Here is a 19033-nt window from a genome sequence, read left to right on the forward strand (position 1 = left end):
CTCTCGGGAATGAGTCGCGCACTAGCACCCGATGCTAGTGCGCGAGGGGTTTCAGATCATCGGCGGCAACGCATCCAGAATCTTGTCCAGGGTAATCGGATACTCCCGCACCCGCGCGCCCGTGGCGTTGTAGATGGCATTCGCCACCGCCGCGCTGACCCCGCAAATCCCCAGTTCACCGACACCCTTGGCTTTCATCGGCGATGAAATCGGGTCGGTTTCATCGAGGAAAATCACCTCCTGATGCGGAATGTCGGCATGCACCGGCACTTCGTAGCCCGCCAGGTCATGGTTGACGAAAAATCCCTGGCGTTTGTCCACCGCGAGTTCTTCCATCAATGCTGCGCCGACGCCCATGGTCATCGCGCCGATCACCTGGCTGCGGGCCGATTTCGGATTGAGAATCCGCCCCGCAGAGCACACCGCGAGCATACGCCGCACACGAACTTCGCCAGTGGCGGCATCGACGGCGACTTCGACGAAGTGCGCGCCGAAGGTCGATTGCTGGTACTGCTTGGCGAGGTCTGCGAATTCGATGCTGTCCTCCACTTCGATCGGGGCATGTTGCGCGGCCTCGCGTAACGGCACGTTCTTGTTGCCCAGTCGCACGTGTCCATCGGCAAACTGCGCTTCACCCGCGCTCATGCCAAGTTTGGCGGTGACTGCTTCGCGCAGTTTCATGCACGCTGCGTAGACCCCGGCGGTCGAGCAGTTGGCGCCGAACTGGCCGCCGGAACCGGACGACACCGGAAAATTCGAGTCGCCCAAGTGCACAGTCACATCGTCGAGACGCACGCCCATCACTTCGGCGGCAGTCTGGGCAATGATCGTGTAGCTGCCGGTGCCGATGTCCGTCATATCGGTTTCAACGGTGATTTTGCCGTCGCGCTCCAGCCGCACGCGTGCGCCGGACTTCACCAGCAGGTTGTTGCGAATGGCCGCCGCGACGCCCATGCCGATCAGCCAGCGACCTTCGCGACGGCTGCCGGGCGTCGCATTGCGTTTATCCCAGCCAAAGCGTTCGGCGCCGGTTTGCAGGCATTCGATCAGACGCCGCCGGGAAAACGGTCGCTCGGTTTTCACCGGATCGACCTGCGTGTCGTTGAGGATGCGGAACTGGATCGGATCGAGTTTGAGCTTTTCCGCCATCTCGTCCATGGCGATCTCCAGCGCCATCAGCCCCGGCGTTTCACCGGGCGCGCGCATGGCGTTGCCTTCCGGCAGATCCAGCGGGGCCAGGCGCATGCTCACCAGACGATTTTCTGCGGCGTAGAGCAACTGACTGGGCTGCGCCGCGACTTCGACCTTGCCGTCTTCAAGATTGCCCGACCAGCCCTCATGGGCGATAGCGGTGAGTTTGCCGTCTGCCGTGGCGCCCATGCGGATGCGCTGGACGGTGGCGGGGCGGTGGGTGGTGTTGTTGGCGATCTGCGGACGGGCGAGCGCGACCTTCACTGGCCGGTTCGCCAGACGCGCGCCGAGGGCGGCGAGGATCGCGTCGGCACGAATGAACAGCTTGCCGCCAAATCCGCCGCCAATGTACGGCGAGATCAACCGCACGTTTTCCTTGGGCAGGCCGAGAGTGGTGGCGATGTCGCCGACGCTCCAGGCGATCATCTGGTTGGAGGTCCAGAGCGTCACCTGATCGCCTTTCCAGGCGGCGAGGGTCGCGTGGGGCTCCATCATTGCGTGGGACTGATCCGGCGTGGTGTAGGTCTGGTCGAACTGCACGGGTGCGGCGGCGAAGGCGCTGGCGAAATCGCCGTGGGTGACGTCCGGCAGTTCGTCTTTCGGCTCCACGCCCTGATCACGCACACTGGCCAGATCAAATTGACCTTTGTCGGCTGCGTATTCGACGTTGACCAATTGCGCGGCGGCCCGCGCCTGTTCGAAGGTTTCGGCGACCACCAGCGCCACGGCCTGGTGATAGTGCTGCACTTGCGGCCCGGCCAGCAGGTGCGCGGCGTTGTATTTGCCTTTGCCGAGCTTGCCGGCGTTGGCGGCGGTGACGATCGTCAGCACCCCCGGCGCGGCGCGGGCGGCATCCAGATCGATGCGGGTGATGCGGCCCTTGGCAATGGCCGAACCGACCATCACGCCGTAGGCCTGATTTTTCACGGCTTCATGTTGCTCGTAGGCGTAAGGTGCCTGGCCGCTGGTTTTCAGCGGGCCTTCGATGCGGTCGGTGGGTTTGCCGATGACGTTCAACTGGTCGATCGGGTTGGTCTTGGCGGGCGTGTCGAATTTCATGCTTCATCCCTCGCTTGGGCCCGCACCGAGGCAATGGTGCGCTCGACCAGCGTCACTTTGAACTGGTTGTCAGAGGTCGGCGTGGCGCCCTCGAGCAGGCGCGCGCTGACGGCCTTCGCGCCTTGCGGCAACAGCGCTTCCGCCGCTTCGACCCGCCAGGGTTTCGGCGCGATGCCGCCGACCGCAATGCGACCGCTGCCATCCTTCTGCAGGATCATGCCGACGGACACCAGGGCGAAGGCGTATGACGAACGGTCACGCACCTTGTGATAGACGTGGGTGCCGCCCACTGGCGCGGGCAAGGTTACGCCGGTGATCAGTTCGCCCGGTGTCAGGCTGGTTTCGACATTCGGGGTAGTGCCTGGCAATTGATGGAAGTCCGCCATGGCGATGCGCCGGGTGCTGCCATCGGCCTTGATCGTTTCGACCTGAGCATCGAGCGCGCGCATCGCAATCGCCATGTCACTCGGATGGGTCGCGATGCACGCGTCGCTGACACCGATGATGCCGAGTTGTCGACTGACCCCGCCAATCGCCGCGCAGCCACTGCCGGGATTGCGTTTGTTGCAGGCCTGATTGGTGTCGTAGAAATACGGGCAGCGGGTGCGCTGAAGCAGATTGCCGGCAGTGGTCGCCATGTTGCGCAACTGGCCCGAGGCGCCGGCGAGCAAGGCGCGGGACAGCAGCGCGTAGTCTTTCCGGACCCGACTGTCGGCGGCCAGATCGGTGTTGCGCACCAAGGCGCCGATGCGCAAACCGCCGTCGTCGGTCGCTTCGATCTGATCGAGGCCCAGGTGATTGACGTCAATCAGCTGCTGCGGTGTTTCGATGTCCAGTTTCATCAAGTCCAGCAGGTTGGTGCCGCCGGCGATGAAACGCGCACCTTCGATTTGCGCGGCCAGGGCTGCGGCTGCGGCGGGAGAGTCGGCGCGGCTGTAGTTGAACGCTCTCATGCTGGCACCTCCGCGACTTCGCTGATGGCTTCGATGATGTTCGAGTAGGCGCCGCAACGGCAGATGTTGCCGCTCATGCGTTCCTGCAATTCGCTGGCGATCAGTTGCGGTGCTTCGGTGAGGCTGGCGCTGGCGTGGCTGGGGATACCGTTGCGAATTTCCTCAAGCACCGCCACCGCCGAACAGATCTGCCCCGGCGTGCAGTAGCCGCATTGGTAACCGTCATGCTTGATGAACGCCGCCTGCATCGGATGCAATTGGTCAGGCATGCCGAGGCCTTCGATGGTGGTGACTTTGGCGCCGTCCTGCATCACCGCCAGGGTCAGGCAGGAATTGATTCGCTGGCCATCGACGATCACCGTGCAGGCGCCGCACTGGCCGTGGTCGCAACCCTTTTTGCTGCCGGTCAGGTGCAGGTGTTCGCGCAGCGCATCGAGCAGGGTGGTGCGGGTGTCAATCTCCAGCGTCTGCGGCTTGCCGTTGACTTCAATTGTCACTTTGGCCATGGCCGGTTGCTCCAGAGTGGCCGCGTAGGCCTTGAGGCTGATGAAGGGCGGCATCGCGAACGCAGTCGCGGTCACGGCCCCGAGAATCAGGAAACGGCGTCGGGAAATCGCCGACGGCGGATGGTCGTTCATGGCTGAGATTCCTCTTTTCAGGTCGGCAGGTTGCAAATGACCCGCTCGGGCATGCCGGCGTCGTCGCCAGTCTTGGTCTGTTCTAGGAGTGACCGCAGGGGGGAGGAAAAGGTTTTGTCGGATTTCGTCTTGTTGTCGTGCCGGTCAGAGCCATCAATCGGCCACCGTGTGGAGGGGCCGTACACGGCGGGCAGGGCGATGAACGGTCGTTGATGGCCAGTGAATCTAAGCCGGTTTCCCCGGTCGTATCTGCGCCAGCGCGTACCCGCGCTGCGTTGACTGTTTCCGTCGTCAAGACCTTGGTTTTAGGGAAAATCTGAATGATGCGTGCAACAAGCCTGCTGCTGACTGTTTCCGCCGCCGTATTGCTGGGCGGCTGTGTGGCGGATTTCGATGATGACCATCGGCATGGCCGGCATTACGACCGCGATCATGGCCGTTACTACGATCATGACCGACGCTGGGACGACCGCGACGACGACCGCCGCGACGGGCGTCGTTATTACCGCGACCGGGATGATGACTGACTGAAACGAAGAGGGCGCTCCCCGACGGGAGCGCCCTCTGGCATTAAAAATGAGCGCTCGCCCGGACGCTGGATCGCGCAGGCACGGAGGCCTCGATGTCCAGCAAATGGGTGGCGAGAATGTCGCTCAGAAAACGGAACTGATCGTTGAAGCCGACCACTTCATTGCTGAAATGATTGCTGGCGGCGGGCATCAACAGATCTTCGAAGGCTTTGTCGAACACCAGCGCTTGTGTCTTGCGCGACACGGCGTGCTGATCGTAGTAGTTGCTGCCGAAGACCGGAAAACTCACGGCGAGGGTGACGGTACTGAACATGATGTGAACTCCTCGTGCTGTGTGTTTCGGATGGGTGCATCGTGCCTTCGGCGAGCGGTCGGCGGAAGGCGATCGTCGCAATGGTGAATATCGACGCCATTGATGGTTGGACTGCTCCAGTCTGGACCTGCGGATAATCGGCGCACCGCACGCACCTATACTCATTTCATCGCTCCCGGAATCTCAGGTCTTGCGACCGCAGAACAGATAAGGACCGCCACCGTGAACCTGCGCGCGCTGCTCGTCGCCGCACTGGTGTTGCTGGCCGGCTGCGCCACCACGGCGCGGGCCCCGGTGACCTCGCCTGCAGTGGTGGTCTCGCCGGCCACCTGGCAGCAGATCGATCGGGAAATCATCAGCGCCTCGAAGCAAGCCACCGAGCAGGTCAAGCTGTTCGCCCGTGGCTCGATGGAACATTGGCGCATTCGGGTCTATGAGCAAACTGAAGAAAATTTCATCCCGTGGTTCAGCAGTTACTGGACCCAGGAATGGCTGTCGATGAAGGTCAGCTGGTACACGATCAGTGCCAGCGGCGAGCAGGATGCTTCGGCCAGGCGTCTGGCGGCCTATCTGCTGGAGCAATATCAGGAACGGGTGCTGGCGCCGGTGGCGGTGGAGATTGATCCGGACGCGATTCTCGGCCAGTCCACGGCGTTCTACGCGCAACTGATGGCGCAGCAGATGCCGCTCATCGCCCAGCGCCACGGCGTGCCCATCGCCCAGCTCAACGGACGGTTGCAGAAAATCCCTGCCATCGCCCTTGGCCCGCCGCCGGCCCGCGATGCCTCGCTGTATCAGGTTGTCAGCACTGAGCCGTTGAACACGCTGCCGGCCTACGCCGCGCTGATCGACAAGATCCACACCGACGGCGGCTCGAAAGGCGTGGCCTCGACCGATACGGCGATGGCGCCGGTGGCCAGGCGCGCCAGCCAGCGCATGGAGGCGGAAATGGCCCCGCGCGGCGCTGCCAGTGCGGTGGCGGCAGCGGCAGGCAAACTGGCCGGGGCGCTGATTTCAGTCGGGGTGGCGGGCATCCGCGCGATCATTCAGGCCAACGATCGTCCCGACAGCGAAGCGCTGATCCGCAGCAGCCTGGGCAACACCTTCGACAAGGCCTGGCTGAAACTGGTGCAAGACCCCAACACCGGCGTGATGGCTGGCACGCTGCACATGGCGGCGCAGGTCGAGGGCAATCTGCGCGGGCGGGACGAACCGTCGGTCGGGTTGGGCGTCCACCGTGTCGAATGGCGGCCGCCCGAGTCGACTACTCAGCAGATCGAACCCAACCTGCAAGGAGAATGATCATGGCTTACATCGATGTGTTCGTGGCGCCCGTGCCGAATGCCAACCGCGAACAGTACAAAAAACACTGCGAGATCGCCGCGAAGCTGTTCAAGGAGTACGGCGCCCTGGAGGTGATTCAGGGCTGGGGCGATGACGTACCGGACGGCAAGGTCACCTCATTCCCGATGGCCGTGAAACTCAAGGAAGGTGAAACCGTATCGGCGGGCTGGCTGGTCTGGCCGGACAAGGCCACCCGCGACGCCGGCATGGGCAAAATGATGGAAGATCCGCGCATGCAGCCGGACGTCAATCCAATGCCGTTCGATGGGCAGCGGATGATTTTCGGCGGCTTCAAGGACATTCTCGAGTCCTGATGCTGCGCTGCCGGATCACTCCGCCGACGGGGTGATCCGGCAGCCTTTGCGGTTGCGGATCTGCTCGTCCGACGGCCGTTCGCGGACGAATTCGAAACGCGGCTCTCCTTCGCTGTAATGCACCAGCCAGCCCCATTCCAGTTCACTCTCATCCTGTCCGGGATCCGGCGGTCGGGCCCACCAGGGTTCTTTGCTGAGGATCTCGCGCATGACGTCCTCCGGTTGATGGCAATCGTTGAACTATAAACCTCATGCCGAGAGTCGCCAGAAACGGGCGTGTAGAATCCAGGGATTTCGACGAACGAAGGAGCGTGACCATGACGGACGAAACGCGCGGGGATCAACCCTTCAAGCGGCTGTTCTTCGCCCTGGACTGCCCGCCGGCGCAGCGCAAGGCGATTGCCCAGTGGCGCAGCGAACTGGGTTTGCGCACCGGCAAACCGGTGCCGGCGGACAACTTTCACCTGACGCTGCTGTTTCTCGGCGCGGTGCCATTGGCGCAGATTGGCGAAGTCTGCGAGGCGGTGGCGAAAGTGCGCACTCCGGGGGAAGCGCTGAGGATTTCATTGGATCGGTTGCAGGTCTGGCGACGTGCCGGAGTGTTGTCGCTGGCGCCGGAGCAGGCACCGCAGGGATTGCTGCGTCTGGTGTATGCGCTGGAGCAGGCGATGTTGCCGTTCGGGTTTGAAGAGGCGACGCGCGAGTACCGTCCGCACCTGACGCTGGCCCGGGACTATCGCGCGCCGGAGCCGGAATCCGCCACGCCGCCGGAGTTCTTCCTGCGCGCCGAGCGCTTTGCGTTGTTCGAATCCCACAAGGGGCGTTATCGAATTGTTCAGGATTGGCCGCTGATCTGAGACCACAAAAAAAGGCGCCCGAGGGCGCCTGAATTCACCTGAACCGAGGAAAGCCAGGTGAGGCCGTTCAGAGCAGGGGGCAGCGGTGGTAAGGCGCTGCGTGAACGGAAACTTGTCACTCTGATCGCTGACTGGCTGATCGTTCCCACGCTCTGCGTGGGAATGCAGCCCGGGACGCTCCGCGTCCCAAAGCGGACGCAGAGCGTCCATTGAGGCATTCCCACGCAGAGCGTGGGAACGATCACCGCGAGTACTCAGGGTTTATTTGCCGAGTTTCACGCGGGTCCAGCCCCGGGTCATGATCCGTTGCGTGGCAATCGGTTGATCCGGCACCGCATACAGCGTGGCCATCACCGCTTGCGGCGGGTACGAGCCCGGGTCGTTGCGGATCGCTTCGTCCACCAGCGGCGTCGCGGCTTCGTTGGCGTTGCTGTAGCCAATGCTGTTGGTGACTTCGGCGATGATGTCCGGGCGCATCAGGAAGTTCATGAACAGGTAGGCGTTCTCGACGTTGGCGGCATCGCGAGGGATGGCGACCATGTCATAGAAACTGCCGGCGCCTTCCTTGGGAATGCTGTAGTCGATCTCGACCTTGTTGCCCGACTCCACCGCGCGGGCCTTGGCCTGCAACACGTCACCCGAATAGCCGACGGCCACGCAGATGTTGCCGTTGGCCAGGTCCGAGATGTACTTGGACGAATGGAAATAGGCCACCGACGGCCGGATCTTCATGAACAACGCTTCGGCTTCGGCGATGTGTTTCACGTCCTTGTCGTTCACCGGATAACCCAGATAGTGCAGGGCGGCCGGGAGCATTTCGGTCGGCGAGTCGAGGAAGCTGATGCCACAAGCCTTGAGCTTCTCGGCGTTTTCCGGTTTGAACAGCAGGTCCCAGGAATTGGTCGGCGCGTTCTTGCCGAGCACTTCGCGCACCTTGTCCGGGTTGAAACCGATGCCGATCGAGCCCCACATGTACGGGAACGCATGGGCGTTGTCCGGATCACTGGCGGAGGCGTTTTTCAACAGCACCGGGTTGAGGTTTTTCCAGTTCGGCAGCTTCGATTTGTCCAGGGTCTGATAGACCCCGGCCTTGATCTGCTTGGCCAGGAAACTGTTGGACGGCACCACGATGTCGTAGCCGGATTTCCCTGCGAGCAGACGTGCTTCGAGGGTTTCATTGCTGTCGAACATATCGTAGGTCACGCGGATGCCGGTCTCGTCCTCGAACTTCTTGACGGTGTCCGGGGCGATGTAATCCGACCAGTTGTAAACGCGCAGCACCTTGTCGTTGGCCTGGGCGCCCGTGGCGATTGCGCCCAATAAGGACAGTGTCAGCAGAGTCCTGCCAAACATTTTCATCGGTACAACTCCATTCTTTTTATTCAAAAGCTTTATTCAAAAACACAAAGCGGAATTTCAGTGAATCGGTGGCGGGGAGAGGCTCCCGCGCCACCCGGTACTCAGGCTGTCGCTGCCACTCGTTGAGGTTGCGGTTGCTGCCACGATTCGTTGGCGGTCTGATCCATCGCTTCCTGAATCGCACGCTTGCGGTTGGCTTCTGCCTTGCGGCCGAAGTACCAGACGAGGAAGGTCACCAGCGACACCGCCAGCAGAATAAGACTGGCCACGGCGTTGATCTCCGGTTTCACGCCCAGACGCACGGCCGAGAACACTTCCATCGGCAGGGTGGTGGAGCCCGGCCCCGATACGAAGCTCGCCAGCACCAGGTCATCCAGCGAAAGGGCGAACGACATCATGCCGCCCGCCGCCAGCGATGGCGCGATCATCGGGATGGTGATCAGGAAAAACACCTTGAACGGTTTCGCGCCCAGATCCATCGCCGCTTCTTCGATCGACAGGTCCAGCTCGCGCAAGCGGGCGGAGACTACCACCGCCACATAAGCGGCACAAAACGTGGTGTGGGCGATCCAGATCGTGACGATGCCGCGCTCCTGCGGCCAGCCGATCAGTTGCGCCATCGCCACGAACAGCAGCAACAGCGACAGACCGGTAATCACCTCAGGCATCACCAGCGGCGCGGTCACCAGACCACCGAACAACGTACGACCCTTGAAGCGCGTCACGCGGGTCAGTACGAAAGCGGCGAGGGTGCCCAGCGCGACGGCGGCGATCGCGGTGTAGCAGGCGATTTCCAGCGAGCGCACCACCGAGCCCATCAGTTGAGTGTTGTCGAGCAAACCGACGTACCACTTCACCGACCAGCCGCCCCAGACCGTCACCAGTTTGGAGGCGTTGAACGAGTAGATCACCAGGATCAGCATCGGCAGATAAATGAACATCAGACCGAAGATCAGCATGAACTTTGAAAATCCGAAGCGTTTCATCCCCGTCCCTCCATCTCTTTGGCCTGGCTGCGGTTGAACAGCAGAATCGGCACAATCAGGATCAACAGCATCACCACTGCCAGGGCGGACGCCACCGGCCAGTCGCGGTTATTGAAGAACTCTTGCCACAGCACGCGACCGATCATCAGGGTCTCCGGGCCACCCAGCAGTTCCGGAATCACGAACTCGCCCACCACCGGGATGAACACCAGCATGCAGCCGGCGATGATGCCGTTCTTGGCCAGCGGCACGGTGATTTTCCAGAAGTTGTTGAAGTTGCTCGAACCCAGATCCTGCGCCGCTTCCAACAGGCTGCCGTCGTGCTTTACCAGGTTGGCGTAGAGCGGCAGCACCATGAAGGGCAGGTAGGCGTAGACCACGCCGATATACACGGCCGTGTTGGTGTTGAGGATCTCGATCGGGTGATCGGTGAGCCCGGTCCACATCAGGAATGCGTTGAGCAGACCGTTGTTGCTGAGGATGCCCATCCACGCGTAAACGCGGATCAGGATCGCGGTCCAGGTCGGCATCATGATCAACAGCAGCAGGACGTTTTGCGCTTCCTTGCTGGCCTTGGTGATCGCGTAAGCCATCGGGAAGCCGATCACCAGGCACATCATCGTGCTCAGCGCCGCGACCTTCAGCGAACCGAGGTACGCCGACAGATACAGCTCGTCTTCGCCGAGCATGGTGTAGTTGCCGATGTTCAGCAGCAGCTGGAATTTCTGTTCGGCGTAGGTGTAGATCTCCGAGTACGGCGGGATCGACAACGCGGCTTCCGAGAAACTGATCTTCATCACCAGGAAGAACGGCAGCATGAAGAACAGGAACAGCCAGATGAACGGAATGCCGATGACGAACTTTCGCCCGCTGGGCACCAGGCGCAGGAATTGCTGATTGAAGGTTCTCATGAGCGCAGTACCACGCCGCTGTCGTCTTCCCACCAGACGTAGACCTTGTCATCCCAGGTCGGCCGCGCACCACGGCGTTCGGCGTTGGCCATGAACGACTGGACGATCTTGCCGCTCGGCAACTCGACGTAGAACACCGAGTGGCCGCCGAGGTAGGCGATGTCATGCACCTTGCCTTCGGACCAGTTGTAGCGGGTCTCTGGCTTGATCGTGCTGACCAGCATTTTTTCCGGGCGGATCGCGTAGGTGATCGACTTGTCCTGCACCGAGGTGCTGACGCCATGACCGACGTAGATCTTTTGCTGCAAGTCCGGGCTGTGAATGATCGCGTGACCTTCAAGGTCCTCGACCACGGTGCCGTCGAAGGCGTTCACGTTGCCGATGAATTCGCAGACCATACGGTTGACCGGCGCCTCGTAAATGTCGACCGGGCTGCCGACCTGAGCGATCCAGCCCAGGTGCATGATCGCGATACGCTCGGCCATGGTCATGGCCTCTTCCTGATCGTGAGTCACCATCACGCAGGTCACGCCGACGCGTTCGATGATCTCCACCAGTTCCAACTGCATTTGCGAGCGCAGCTTTTTATCCAGTGCGCCCATTGGCTCGTCGAGCAGCAACAGCTTCGGACGCTTGGCCAGGGAGCGGGCGAGGGCCACGCGCTGACGCTGACCACCGGACAGTTGATGCGGGCGGCGCTTGGCGTATTGGGTCATGTGGACGAGGCGCAGCATCTCTTCGACACGGGCGTCGATTTCGCTGGCCGGCAAACGGTCCTGCTTGAGGCCGAAGGCGATGTTCTGCGCAACCGTCATGTGCGGGAACAGGGCGTAGGACTGGAACATCATGTTGATCGGCCGCTCGTACGGCGGCATGTCGGTGATGTCGACACCGTCGAGCAGAATGCGTCCTTCAGTCGGCCGTTCGAAACCGGCGAGCATGCGCAGCAGGGTCGATTTGCCCGAGCCGGAGCCGCCGAGCAAGGCGAAGATTTCGCCCTGATGGATCTCCAGGGACACGTCGTCCACCGCAGTGGTTTCGTCGAACTTCTTGGTGACTCGATCGACTTTCACCAGAACCTTTTTCGGTTGCTGATGACCTTCAAGAGCCTTCCTGTAAGTGCTGGAGGCGTTTGCCATGTGAAACTCCCAACAGGTTTCAGTCGCCGGGCCAACGCGGCCTGGCTTAAGAGTGGATTGCAGACCCGCACCGTGCGGGTTGTTCGGCGCCGCCGTCCTGGCTGCCGGGTGGTGCTTTTTGTTTTCGCGGTGTGTTGCTGATCGCGGATGACGGATGCGCAAGCGCGCAGCCGCCGTCCCCGTGGGGGCAGTAAATGGTTTTGCAATCGTTGGGTGGCGTCAGCGCTGGTTGCGTCGCGCCGCACGCTGGCGGCAAGCCTCGCCGAACGCCTGGAAAATCCGCAGATAGTTCGGGTTGTCCAGCACTTGCCATTCGGGGTGCCATTGCACGCCAAGGGCGAAGGTCGGGCTGTGCTCCACCGAGACCGCCTCGATCAGGCCGTCCGGCGCCACGGCCTCGGCGCGCAGGCCGGGAGCGAGGCGGTCGATGCCTTGGCTGTGAATCGAGTTGACCTGGAATTCGCCCGGCAGCTCCAGCGCTTCGAACACCCCGCCCGGCAGTACCGACACAGCGTGAGCCGGGGCGTACTGCACGGCGACATCCGGGCTGTCGGCTTCGCGGTGATCGAGCATGCCCGGCAGCTCATGCACTTTCTGGTGCAGGCTGCCGCCGAACGCCACGTTCATTTCCTGGAAACCCCGGCAAATGCCGAGTACCGGAACGCCCGCCGCGATGGCTGCACGCAATAGAGGAAGGGTGGTGGCATCGCGCGCCGGATCGTGATCCGTGCCGGGAGCGCTGTCCGGACCCTGATAGTGGAAAGGTTCCACGTTGGACGGCGAGCCGGTCAGCAGCAGACCGTCGAGCTGACCCAGCAGGTCGTCGATTTCAGTCAGTTTGCCAAGGGAAGGAATGACGACGGGCAACCCCAGCGCCGCAACGCTGACAGCGCGAACGTACTTGTCGCCGCTGATGTGATAGGGGTGCAGGCCAATCTGTTTGACGCACGCAGTAACGCCGATCAATGGCTTGAATGCCATTTTTATTCACCTCGAAGTTTGACACTTGAACGAGCTTTTCCGGAGCTTAGCCTCGTTGATTTTAATTAACAACTCCCATGTAAAAAATTCTAAACGCCGTTCATCAAATCTTCATGAATCCCGGCCCTCTGGCGCCTGATCTGGCACGTGAGTGTTAAAAAAAGCCTAAAAAATAAACGCTGAACGGCCCTGTGTTCGCTATTGACTTCACTTTGCCGTTCGGGTTGACTGGCTCCGCGAAACAGCAGTGAACATAATAATTAACAGCTAAATAGGTGCATCATGTCGGTCCCTCTGCGTGCCGTTCAACTCAACGAAGCAAACGCATTCCTTAAGAAACATCCTGAGGTTTTGTACGTCGACCTTCTGATTGCAGACATGAACGGTGTGGTGCGCGGCAAGCGCATCGAGCGCACCAGTCTTCATAAGGTGTACGAAAAAGGCATTAACTTGCCGGCCTCGCTTTTCGCCCTCGACATCAACGGCTCCACGGTGGAAAGCACCGGCCTGGGCCTGGACATCGGCGACGCCGACCGCATCTGCTACCCGATCCCTGGCACCCTGAGCATCGAGCCCTGGCAGAAGCGTCCGACCGCACAACTGCTGATGACCATGCATGAACTGGAAGGCGAGCCGTTCTTCGCCGACCCGCGTGAAGTGCTGGCCAACGTGGTGCGCAAGTTCGACGCGCTGGGCCTGACCATCTGCGCCGCGTTCGAACTCGAGTTTTATCTGATCGACCAGGACAACGTGAACGGCCGTCCGCAATCGCCACGTTCGCCGGTTTCGGGCAAGCGTCCGGTATCGACTCAGGTTTACCTGATCGACGATCTCGACGAGTACGTCGACTGCCTGCAAGACATCCTCGAAGGTGCGAAAGAGCAGGGCATTCCTGCAGATGCGATCGTCAAGGAAAGTGCCCCGGCGCAGTTCGAAGTCAACCTGCATCACGTGTCCGACCCGATCAAGGCTTGCGAATACGCGATCCTGCTCAAGCGTCTGGTGAAGAACATCGCCTACGACCACGAGATGGACACCACCTTCATGGCCAAGCCGTATCCGGGCCAGGCGGGCAATGGTTTGCACGTGCACATTTCGATCCTGGATAAAGAAGGCAACAACATCTTCGCCAGCGAGGATCCCGAGCAGAACGCCGCGCTACGCCACGCGATCGGCGGTGTGCTGGAGACCCTGCCTGCGCAAATGGCCTTCCTGTGCCCGAACGTCAACTCGTATCGTCGTTTCGGCGCACAGTTCTACGTGCCGAACTCGCCGAGTTGGGGTATCGACAACCGCACCGTGGCCGTCCGCGTACCGACCGGTTCGCCGGATGCCGTGCGCATCGAGCACCGTGTCGCGGGTGCCGACGCCAACCCGTACCTGCTGATGGCTTCCGTGCTGGCCGGTATCCACCACGGCCTGACCAACGAAATCGAGCCGGGCGCCCCGGTCGAAGGCAACAGCTACGAGCAGAACGAGCAGAGCCTGCCGAACAACCTGCGCGACGCCTTGCGCGTGCTGGACGACAGCGAAGTCATGGCGAAATACATCGACCCGATGTACATCGACGTGTTCGTCGCGTGCAAGGAAAGCGAGCTGGCCGAGTTCGAAAACTCGATCTCTGACCTTGAGTACAACTGGTATCTGCATACCGTCTGACGCTCAAGCGCGATCTCGCTAACACCGCAAAACCCTGTGGGAGCGGGCTTGCCCGCGAAGAGGCCATCACCTTCAACATTGAAGGTGACTGACCCACCGTATTCGCGAGCAAGCTCGCTCCCACAGGGATATCGGTCACTAATTTTCCTGTGTGAGTCACCCCCATGACCATGACCCGCAACGACTGGGAACAACGCTTCCAGTCCCTGACCCTCGAATCCCGTGCCTTCATCAACGGCGAATACCGCCCGGCCATCAGCGGCGAGACCTTTGAATGCCTGAGCCCCGTCGACGGCCGTTTCCTGGCCTCCGTGGCCAGCACCGATGAAGCCGATGCCAACCTTGCCGTTGAAGTCGCGCGCCAGTCCTTCAACTCCGGCGTATGGGCGAACAAGGCCCCGGCCGAGCGCAAGCGCATCCTGATCCGCTTCGCCGATCTGATCCTGCAGCACCAGGAAGAACTGGCGCTGCTCGAAACCCTCGACATGGGCAAACCGATCAGCGACTCGATGAGCATCGACATCCCGGCAACCGCCAACGCGATCCGCTGGAGCGCCGAGGCCATCGACAAGATCTACGACGAAGTCGCTGCCACCCCGCACGACCAACTCGGTCTGGTGACTCGCGAGCCGTCCGGCGTGGTGGCGGCCATCGTGCCGTGGAACTTCCCGCTGATCATGGCCAGCTGGAAATTCGCCCCGGCGCTGGCGGCAGGTAACTCGTTTATCCTCAAACCTTCGGAAAAATCCCCGCTGACCGCGATCCGTATTGCGCAGCTCGCACTGGATGCCGGCATTCCGAAAGGCGTGTTCAACGTCCTGCCAGGCTTCGGCCACACCGTCGGCAAGGCGCTGGCGCTGCACATGGACGTCGACGTGCTGGCCTTCACCGGCTCCACGGCGATTGCCAAGCAACTGATGATTTATGCCGGCCAAAGCAACATGAAACGCGTCTGGCTCGAAGCAGGGGGCAAGAGCCCGAACGTGGTGTTTGCCGACGCACCGGACTTGAGCGCGGCAGCACAAGCGGCGGCCGGCGCCATTGCGTTCAACCAGGGCGAGGTCTGCACCGCCGGCTCTCGCCTGCTGGTGGAGCGCTCGATCCGCGAGCAATTCATTCCATTGCTGGTGGAAGCGCTGCAAGCGTGGAAACCGGGCCACGCCCTCGATCCGTCGACCAACGTCGGCGCCGTCGTCGATCAGCGTCAACTGGACAACGTGCTGCGCTACATCAGCATCGGCCGGGAGCAGGGCGCCGAGCTGATCGCCGGTGGCCGTCGCACCCTCGAAGAGACCGGCGGCACCTACGTCGAGCCGACGATTTTCGACGGTGTGACCAACGCCATGACCATCGCCAAGGAAGAAATCTTCGGCCCGGTGCTGTCGCTGATCACCTTCGACACCGTTGAAGAAGCGCTGCAGATTGCCAACGACAGCATCTTCGGCCTCGCCGCCGGGGTCTGGACCAGCAACCTGAGCAAGGCCCACACCTTCGCCCGTGGCCTGCGCGCCGGCAGTGTGTGGGTCAACCAGTACGACGGCGGCGACATGACCGCGCCGTTCGGTGGCTTCAAACAGTCGGGCAACGGTCGCGACAAATCGCTGCACGCGTTCGACAAGTACACCGAGCTGAAAGCGACCTGGATCAAGCTCTGACTCTTTTACAGCGGTGGTCGCCTGCAATCGGCGACCCTCGGAGAATAAAAAAATGAAACAGCAACACGTGAACAGCTACTACGCCGCCACCCGCAACGAAGTGATCGATTTTCCGACGCTTGAAGAGTCGGTGGACTGCGATGTGTGCATCATCGGCGCCGGCTACACCGGCCTGTCCTCGGCGCTGTTCCTGAGCGAAGCCGGCTATAAAGTGACGGTGCTGGAAGCGGCGAAAGTCGGCTACGGCGCCAGCGGTCGCAACGGCGGTCAACTGGTCAACTCCTACAGCCGCGACGTCGACGTGATCGAAGAGCGCTACGGCGACAAGACCGCGGAAATCCTCGGCAGCATGATCTTCGAAGGCGCCGACATCATCCGTTCGCGGATCAAGGAATACGACATCAAATGCGACTACCGCCCGGGCGGTATTTTCGCAGCGATGAACAACAAGCAGCTCAAAGGCCTCGCCGAGCAAAAACGCAGCTGGGAACGTTACGGCAATAAAAACCTGAAGATGCTCGACGCTGCGGACATTCGCCGCGAAGTCGGCTCCGACGCCTACGTTGGCGGTCTGCTGGACATGCAGGGCGGCCACATCCACCCGCTGAACCTGGCCCTCGGTGAAGCCGCCGCCATCGTGCGTCTGGGCGGCAAGATCTACGAGCAGTCCGCTGCGGTGGAAATCAAATACGGCGAGCCCAACGTCGTGCGCACCGCCAAAGGCCAGGTCCGCGCCAAGTACCTGCTGATCGCCGGCAACGCCTACCTGCCGCAAGGCCTCGACAACCGCGTGACCGCCAAGAGCATGCCGTGCGGCTCGCAGATCTGCGTCACCGAACCGCTGACCGAAAAACAGGCCCGCAGCCTGATCACCAACAACTACTGCGTCGAAGACTGCAACTACCTGCTCGACTACTACCGTCTCACTGCCGACAACCGTCTGCTCTACGGCGGCGGTGTGGTGTACGGCGCTCGTGAACCGGACGACATCGAAACCCTGATCCGCCCGAAAATGCTCAAGACCTTCCCGCAGCTCAAGGACGTGAAAATCGACTACCGCTGGACCGGTAACTTCCTGCTGACCATGTCACGCATGCCGCAATTCGGCCGCATCGAGAAAAACGCCTACTACATGCAGGGCTACAGCGGTCACGGCGTCACCTGCTCGCACCTGGCCGGCAAACTGATCTCGGAAATGATCCGCGGCGACGCCGAACGTTTCGACGCCTTCGCTTCGCTTCCGCACATGCCAATGATCGGCGGCCGCACTTTCTCCGCGCCGCTGACCGCCCTCGGCGCGGTGTACTACTCGCTGCGCGACCGTTTCGGCATCTGATTAACCTCCCCGGCGGTGGCCCCGCACAGGCGCCGCCGGTTTTTTACTTGGCAAGCAACACCACAAACCCTGTGGGAGCGAGCTTGCTCGCGAAAGCGGTCTATCAGCAAAAGGGATGTTGAATGTGCCGCCCAATCGCGAGCAAGCTCGCTCCCACAGGTCTTGTGCCTGACCCGCAATTACCATCAACAGGCTCTTTTCAGGTGCCGTCCATCGAACCTGCTGAGCAACACCGACAAACGTGATTTAATAGCCGCCTTTCACGGTTCCGGGACACGGGAGCAACGTGATCCGCGCGCCTTGCGCGGCACCCGCCACCCACCCCCATTACCCTTAAGTCGTTCTCACATAAGGCTGTCATGGATACGGGTTCTCGACTCAAACTAGTACGCGAAAGCTACAAACTCTCCCAGCGCGAGCTGGCCCGGCGTAGCGGCGTGACCAATGCCACCATCTCCCTGATCGAACAGAATCGTGTCAGTCCTTCCGTCAGCTCACTGAAAAAGCTGCTCGAAGGCATCCCGATGTCCCTGGCCGACTTCTTCACTTTCGACCAGCCTCCCCGCGAACACCAATACGTCTTCCGCGCCAACGAACAACCCGACCTCGGCCGCCACGGCCTGCGCCTGCTCCTGATCGGCGCCTCGGTCCCCAGCCGCCAGATGCGCTTGCTGCGCGAACAATACGCACCGGGCGCGAGTTCGGGGGAAGAGCCGATTGTTCACGCTGAGGGTGAGGAGTGTGGGCTTGTCACCCGTGGCACGGTCGAGTTGACGGTGGACGGGCAGGTGAGCGTGTTGAGTGCGGGGGATGGGTATTACTTCCCGACGACGCTGCCGCACAAGTTCCGGAATATCGGGGCGGATGAGGCGGAGATTATTAGTGCGAATACGCCGGCGAATTTTTGAATGGATTTACTAATTGGAGTATTTATTGCTCCTTGACATGGACGTTGACTCGAGGTGGCTTTTCATATGTCTCCGACCGCAAAATTTAACGGTTTATTGGCCACGATCACTGTAACGGCAATGTTTTTGCTAATTAGTTATGGTGTTCCTTACCTCAATCAGATGAGCCTGAATTATCCGCTCGCATTGACGGGAGCTGCAGTAGTTTCTTCGGCTGGGCTTTATCGAATTCTGTCTCTCGGTATGAGTTGGTGCATGGGGCGGAGTGAGAGACTGAAAGGCTTTATTTTGGGTCCTTATTACATGCATGGCACGTGGGTAGGGTGTTTTCATGGTCATGGGGGTCATAAGCGGTTCATGGTTGAACACTATATTCAGGATTTGGAAAGTCTAGTGATAACCGGTCGGTCATTTACTGATGAAAGAAAGCCGCATGGGTATTGGGAGAGCGAATCTACAACAATTGATGCTAGGAAAGGGCGTATTCTTTTTACATACAAATTTGATGTTCTCACTCGGCAGTCATCGCTTTTTGGTATTCATTCCTCTCTTTTTGAACGCGACTCGGCATATTCAGCTCCTAAGTCAACATCTGGCTTTGCGCATGATTTAAATGACGAGACGCGAATCTCCGTCAGCTCAATAAAAATTTCAAGTGCTTTGCTCTCTTGGGACGAGGCCTTGGCTAAAGCAGCTTCAATTTATAATGAAACTGAAAATGGGTGACAGATTTACCCCAATAAGTTTGTCACCTGTTTAGATTTTTCATGCTTCGAGTGTGGAGAATATTTGGTGGTTTTTAATTGCTCAAGGGGAGTTAAATAAAAAAACGAACAAAATATGAAGTGTCTATGCAAGGTGTGAAATGGGTAGGTCGATTTTCTGTTTGTTTTTTGACTT

The 19033-nt window shown here is 60.6% G+C and carries 19 protein-coding genes; 9 read left to right on the forward strand and 10 right to left on the reverse strand.

What is annotated here, in order from left to right:
• Positions 1 to 51: 51 nt before the first annotated feature.
• Genes paoC through paoA form a run of 3 tightly spaced genes read right to left on the reverse strand, consistent with a single transcriptional unit; the run spans position 52 to position 3841 of the window.
• Entirely contained in the window at positions 52 to 2250 is a 2199-nt protein-coding gene (paoC, locus tag CAF79_RS16605) for an aldehyde oxidoreductase molybdenum-binding subunit PaoC (RefSeq protein ID WP_085698703.1), read from the reverse strand.
• Positions 2247 to 3203, reverse strand: coding sequence for a xanthine dehydrogenase family protein subunit M (locus CAF79_RS16610; RefSeq protein ID WP_085698705.1), 957 nt, complete (start codon positions 3201 to 3203; stop codon positions 2247 to 2249). The genes paoC and CAF79_RS16610 overlap by 4 nt, the downstream gene beginning before the upstream one ends.
• Positions 3200 to 3841 (reverse strand): aldehyde dehydrogenase iron-sulfur subunit PaoA, encoded by a 642-nt coding sequence (paoA, locus tag CAF79_RS16615; RefSeq protein WP_085698707.1) that lies wholly within the window; start codon positions 3839 to 3841, stop codon positions 3200 to 3202. Before paoA ends, CAF79_RS16610 begins: the two co-directional genes overlap by 4 nt.
• Before the next feature lie 320 nt (positions 3842 to 4161).
• On the opposite strand from paoA, the gene CAF79_RS16620 reads away from it, so the two are divergent.
• A complete protein-coding gene (locus CAF79_RS16620) occupies positions 4162 to 4368 on the forward strand; it encodes a hypothetical protein (protein ID WP_039770932.1) in 207 nt (68 codons plus the stop codon).
• A gap of 43 nt (positions 4369 to 4411) precedes the next feature.
• Here the strand turns inward: CAF79_RS16620 and CAF79_RS16625 are convergent, their stop codons facing one another.
• A complete protein-coding gene (locus tag CAF79_RS16625; protein ID WP_085698720.1) occupies positions 4412 to 4684 on the reverse strand; it encodes a hypothetical protein in 273 nt (90 codons plus the stop codon).
• A gap of 222 nt (positions 4685 to 4906) precedes the next feature.
• On the opposite strand from CAF79_RS16625, the gene CAF79_RS16630 reads away from it, so the two are divergent.
• Both CAF79_RS16630 and CAF79_RS16635 read left to right on the forward strand, forming a co-directional pair.
• Entirely contained in the window at positions 4907 to 5986 is a 1080-nt protein-coding gene (locus CAF79_RS16630) for a hypothetical protein (protein ID WP_085698722.1), read from the forward strand.
• A gap of 2 nt (positions 5987 to 5988) precedes the next feature.
• Complete coding sequence (locus tag CAF79_RS16635) at positions 5989 to 6342, forward strand: DUF1428 domain-containing protein (RefSeq protein ID WP_085698724.1); 354 nt, start codon at positions 5989 to 5991, stop codon at positions 6340 to 6342.
• Between the two features lie 15 nt (positions 6343 to 6357).
• Here the strand turns inward: CAF79_RS16635 and CAF79_RS16640 are convergent, their stop codons facing one another.
• Complete coding sequence (locus CAF79_RS16640; protein ID WP_085698726.1) at positions 6358 to 6552, reverse strand: hypothetical protein; 195 nt, start codon at positions 6550 to 6552, stop codon at positions 6358 to 6360.
• Positions 6553 to 6659: 107 nt separating this feature from the next.
• Between CAF79_RS16640 and thpR the strand changes: the two genes are divergently transcribed.
• On the forward strand, positions 6660 to 7199 hold the full coding sequence (gene thpR / locus CAF79_RS16645) for an RNA 2',3'-cyclic phosphodiesterase (RefSeq protein WP_085698728.1): 540 nt from the start codon (positions 6660 to 6662) through the stop codon (positions 7197 to 7199).
• A gap of 261 nt (positions 7200 to 7460) precedes the next feature.
• Here thpR and CAF79_RS16650 read toward each other — a convergent pair whose 3' ends face one another.
• The 5 genes from CAF79_RS16650 to CAF79_RS16670 all read right to left on the reverse strand — a co-directional run bounded on the left by CAF79_RS16650 (position 7461) and on the right by CAF79_RS16670 (position 12575).
• A complete protein-coding gene (locus CAF79_RS16650) occupies positions 7461 to 8558 on the reverse strand; it encodes a polyamine ABC transporter substrate-binding protein (RefSeq protein ID WP_085698730.1) in 1098 nt (365 codons plus the stop codon).
• Positions 8559 to 8659: 101 nt separating this feature from the next.
• Positions 8660 to 9544 (reverse strand): ABC transporter permease subunit, encoded by an 885-nt coding sequence (locus tag CAF79_RS16655; protein WP_011333555.1) that lies wholly within the window; start codon positions 9542 to 9544, stop codon positions 8660 to 8662.
• Positions 9541 to 10422, reverse strand: a complete 882-nt coding sequence (locus tag CAF79_RS16660) for an ABC transporter permease subunit (RefSeq protein ID WP_170929740.1) — start codon at positions 10420 to 10422, stop codon at positions 9541 to 9543. Before CAF79_RS16660 ends, CAF79_RS16655 begins: the two co-directional genes overlap by 4 nt.
• A 29-nt stretch (positions 10423 to 10451) precedes the next feature.
• Complete coding sequence (locus CAF79_RS16665; RefSeq protein WP_085686388.1) at positions 10452 to 11594, reverse strand: ABC transporter ATP-binding protein; 1143 nt, start codon at positions 11592 to 11594, stop codon at positions 10452 to 10454.
• Between the two features lie 219 nt (positions 11595 to 11813).
• Positions 11814 to 12575 carry a gamma-glutamyl-gamma-aminobutyrate hydrolase family protein gene (locus tag CAF79_RS16670; RefSeq protein WP_085698732.1) on the reverse strand — a complete coding sequence of 254 codons (762 nt, stop codon included), beginning with the start codon at positions 12573 to 12575 and terminating at the stop codon, positions 11814 to 11816.
• A gap of 282 nt (positions 12576 to 12857) precedes the next feature.
• On the opposite strand from CAF79_RS16670, the gene CAF79_RS16675 reads away from it, so the two are divergent.
• The 5 genes from CAF79_RS16675 to CAF79_RS28905 all read left to right on the forward strand — a co-directional run bounded on the left by CAF79_RS16675 (position 12858) and on the right by CAF79_RS28905 (position 18859).
• The gene (locus CAF79_RS16675) at positions 12858 to 14234 is read left to right on the forward strand and encodes a glutamine synthetase family protein (RefSeq protein WP_085698734.1); all 1377 of its coding nucleotides are present in this window, start codon (positions 12858 to 12860) and stop codon (positions 14232 to 14234) included.
• Between the two features lie 164 nt (positions 14235 to 14398).
• The gene (locus CAF79_RS16680; RefSeq protein WP_085698736.1) at positions 14399 to 15889 is read left to right on the forward strand and encodes an aldehyde dehydrogenase; all 1491 of its coding nucleotides are present in this window, start codon (positions 14399 to 14401) and stop codon (positions 15887 to 15889) included.
• Positions 15890 to 15941: 52 nt separating this feature from the next.
• Positions 15942 to 17225, forward strand: coding sequence for an FAD-binding oxidoreductase (locus CAF79_RS16685; protein WP_085698738.1), 1284 nt, complete (start codon positions 15942 to 15944; stop codon positions 17223 to 17225).
• 359 nt (positions 17226 to 17584) lie between these two features.
• Positions 17585 to 18133 (forward strand): cupin domain-containing protein, encoded by a 549-nt coding sequence (locus CAF79_RS16690; RefSeq protein WP_011333561.1) that lies wholly within the window; start codon positions 17585 to 17587, stop codon positions 18131 to 18133.
• 66 nt (positions 18134 to 18199) lie between these two features.
• Positions 18200 to 18859, forward strand: coding sequence for a hypothetical protein (locus tag CAF79_RS28905; RefSeq protein WP_139832605.1), 660 nt, complete (start codon positions 18200 to 18202; stop codon positions 18857 to 18859).
• Positions 18860 to 19033 lie beyond the last annotated feature (174 nt).

This window comes from Pseudomonas sp. B26(2017), from assembly GCF_002113045.1.
Lineage (GTDB): Bacteria > Pseudomonadota > Gammaproteobacteria > Pseudomonadales > Pseudomonadaceae > Aquipseudomonas.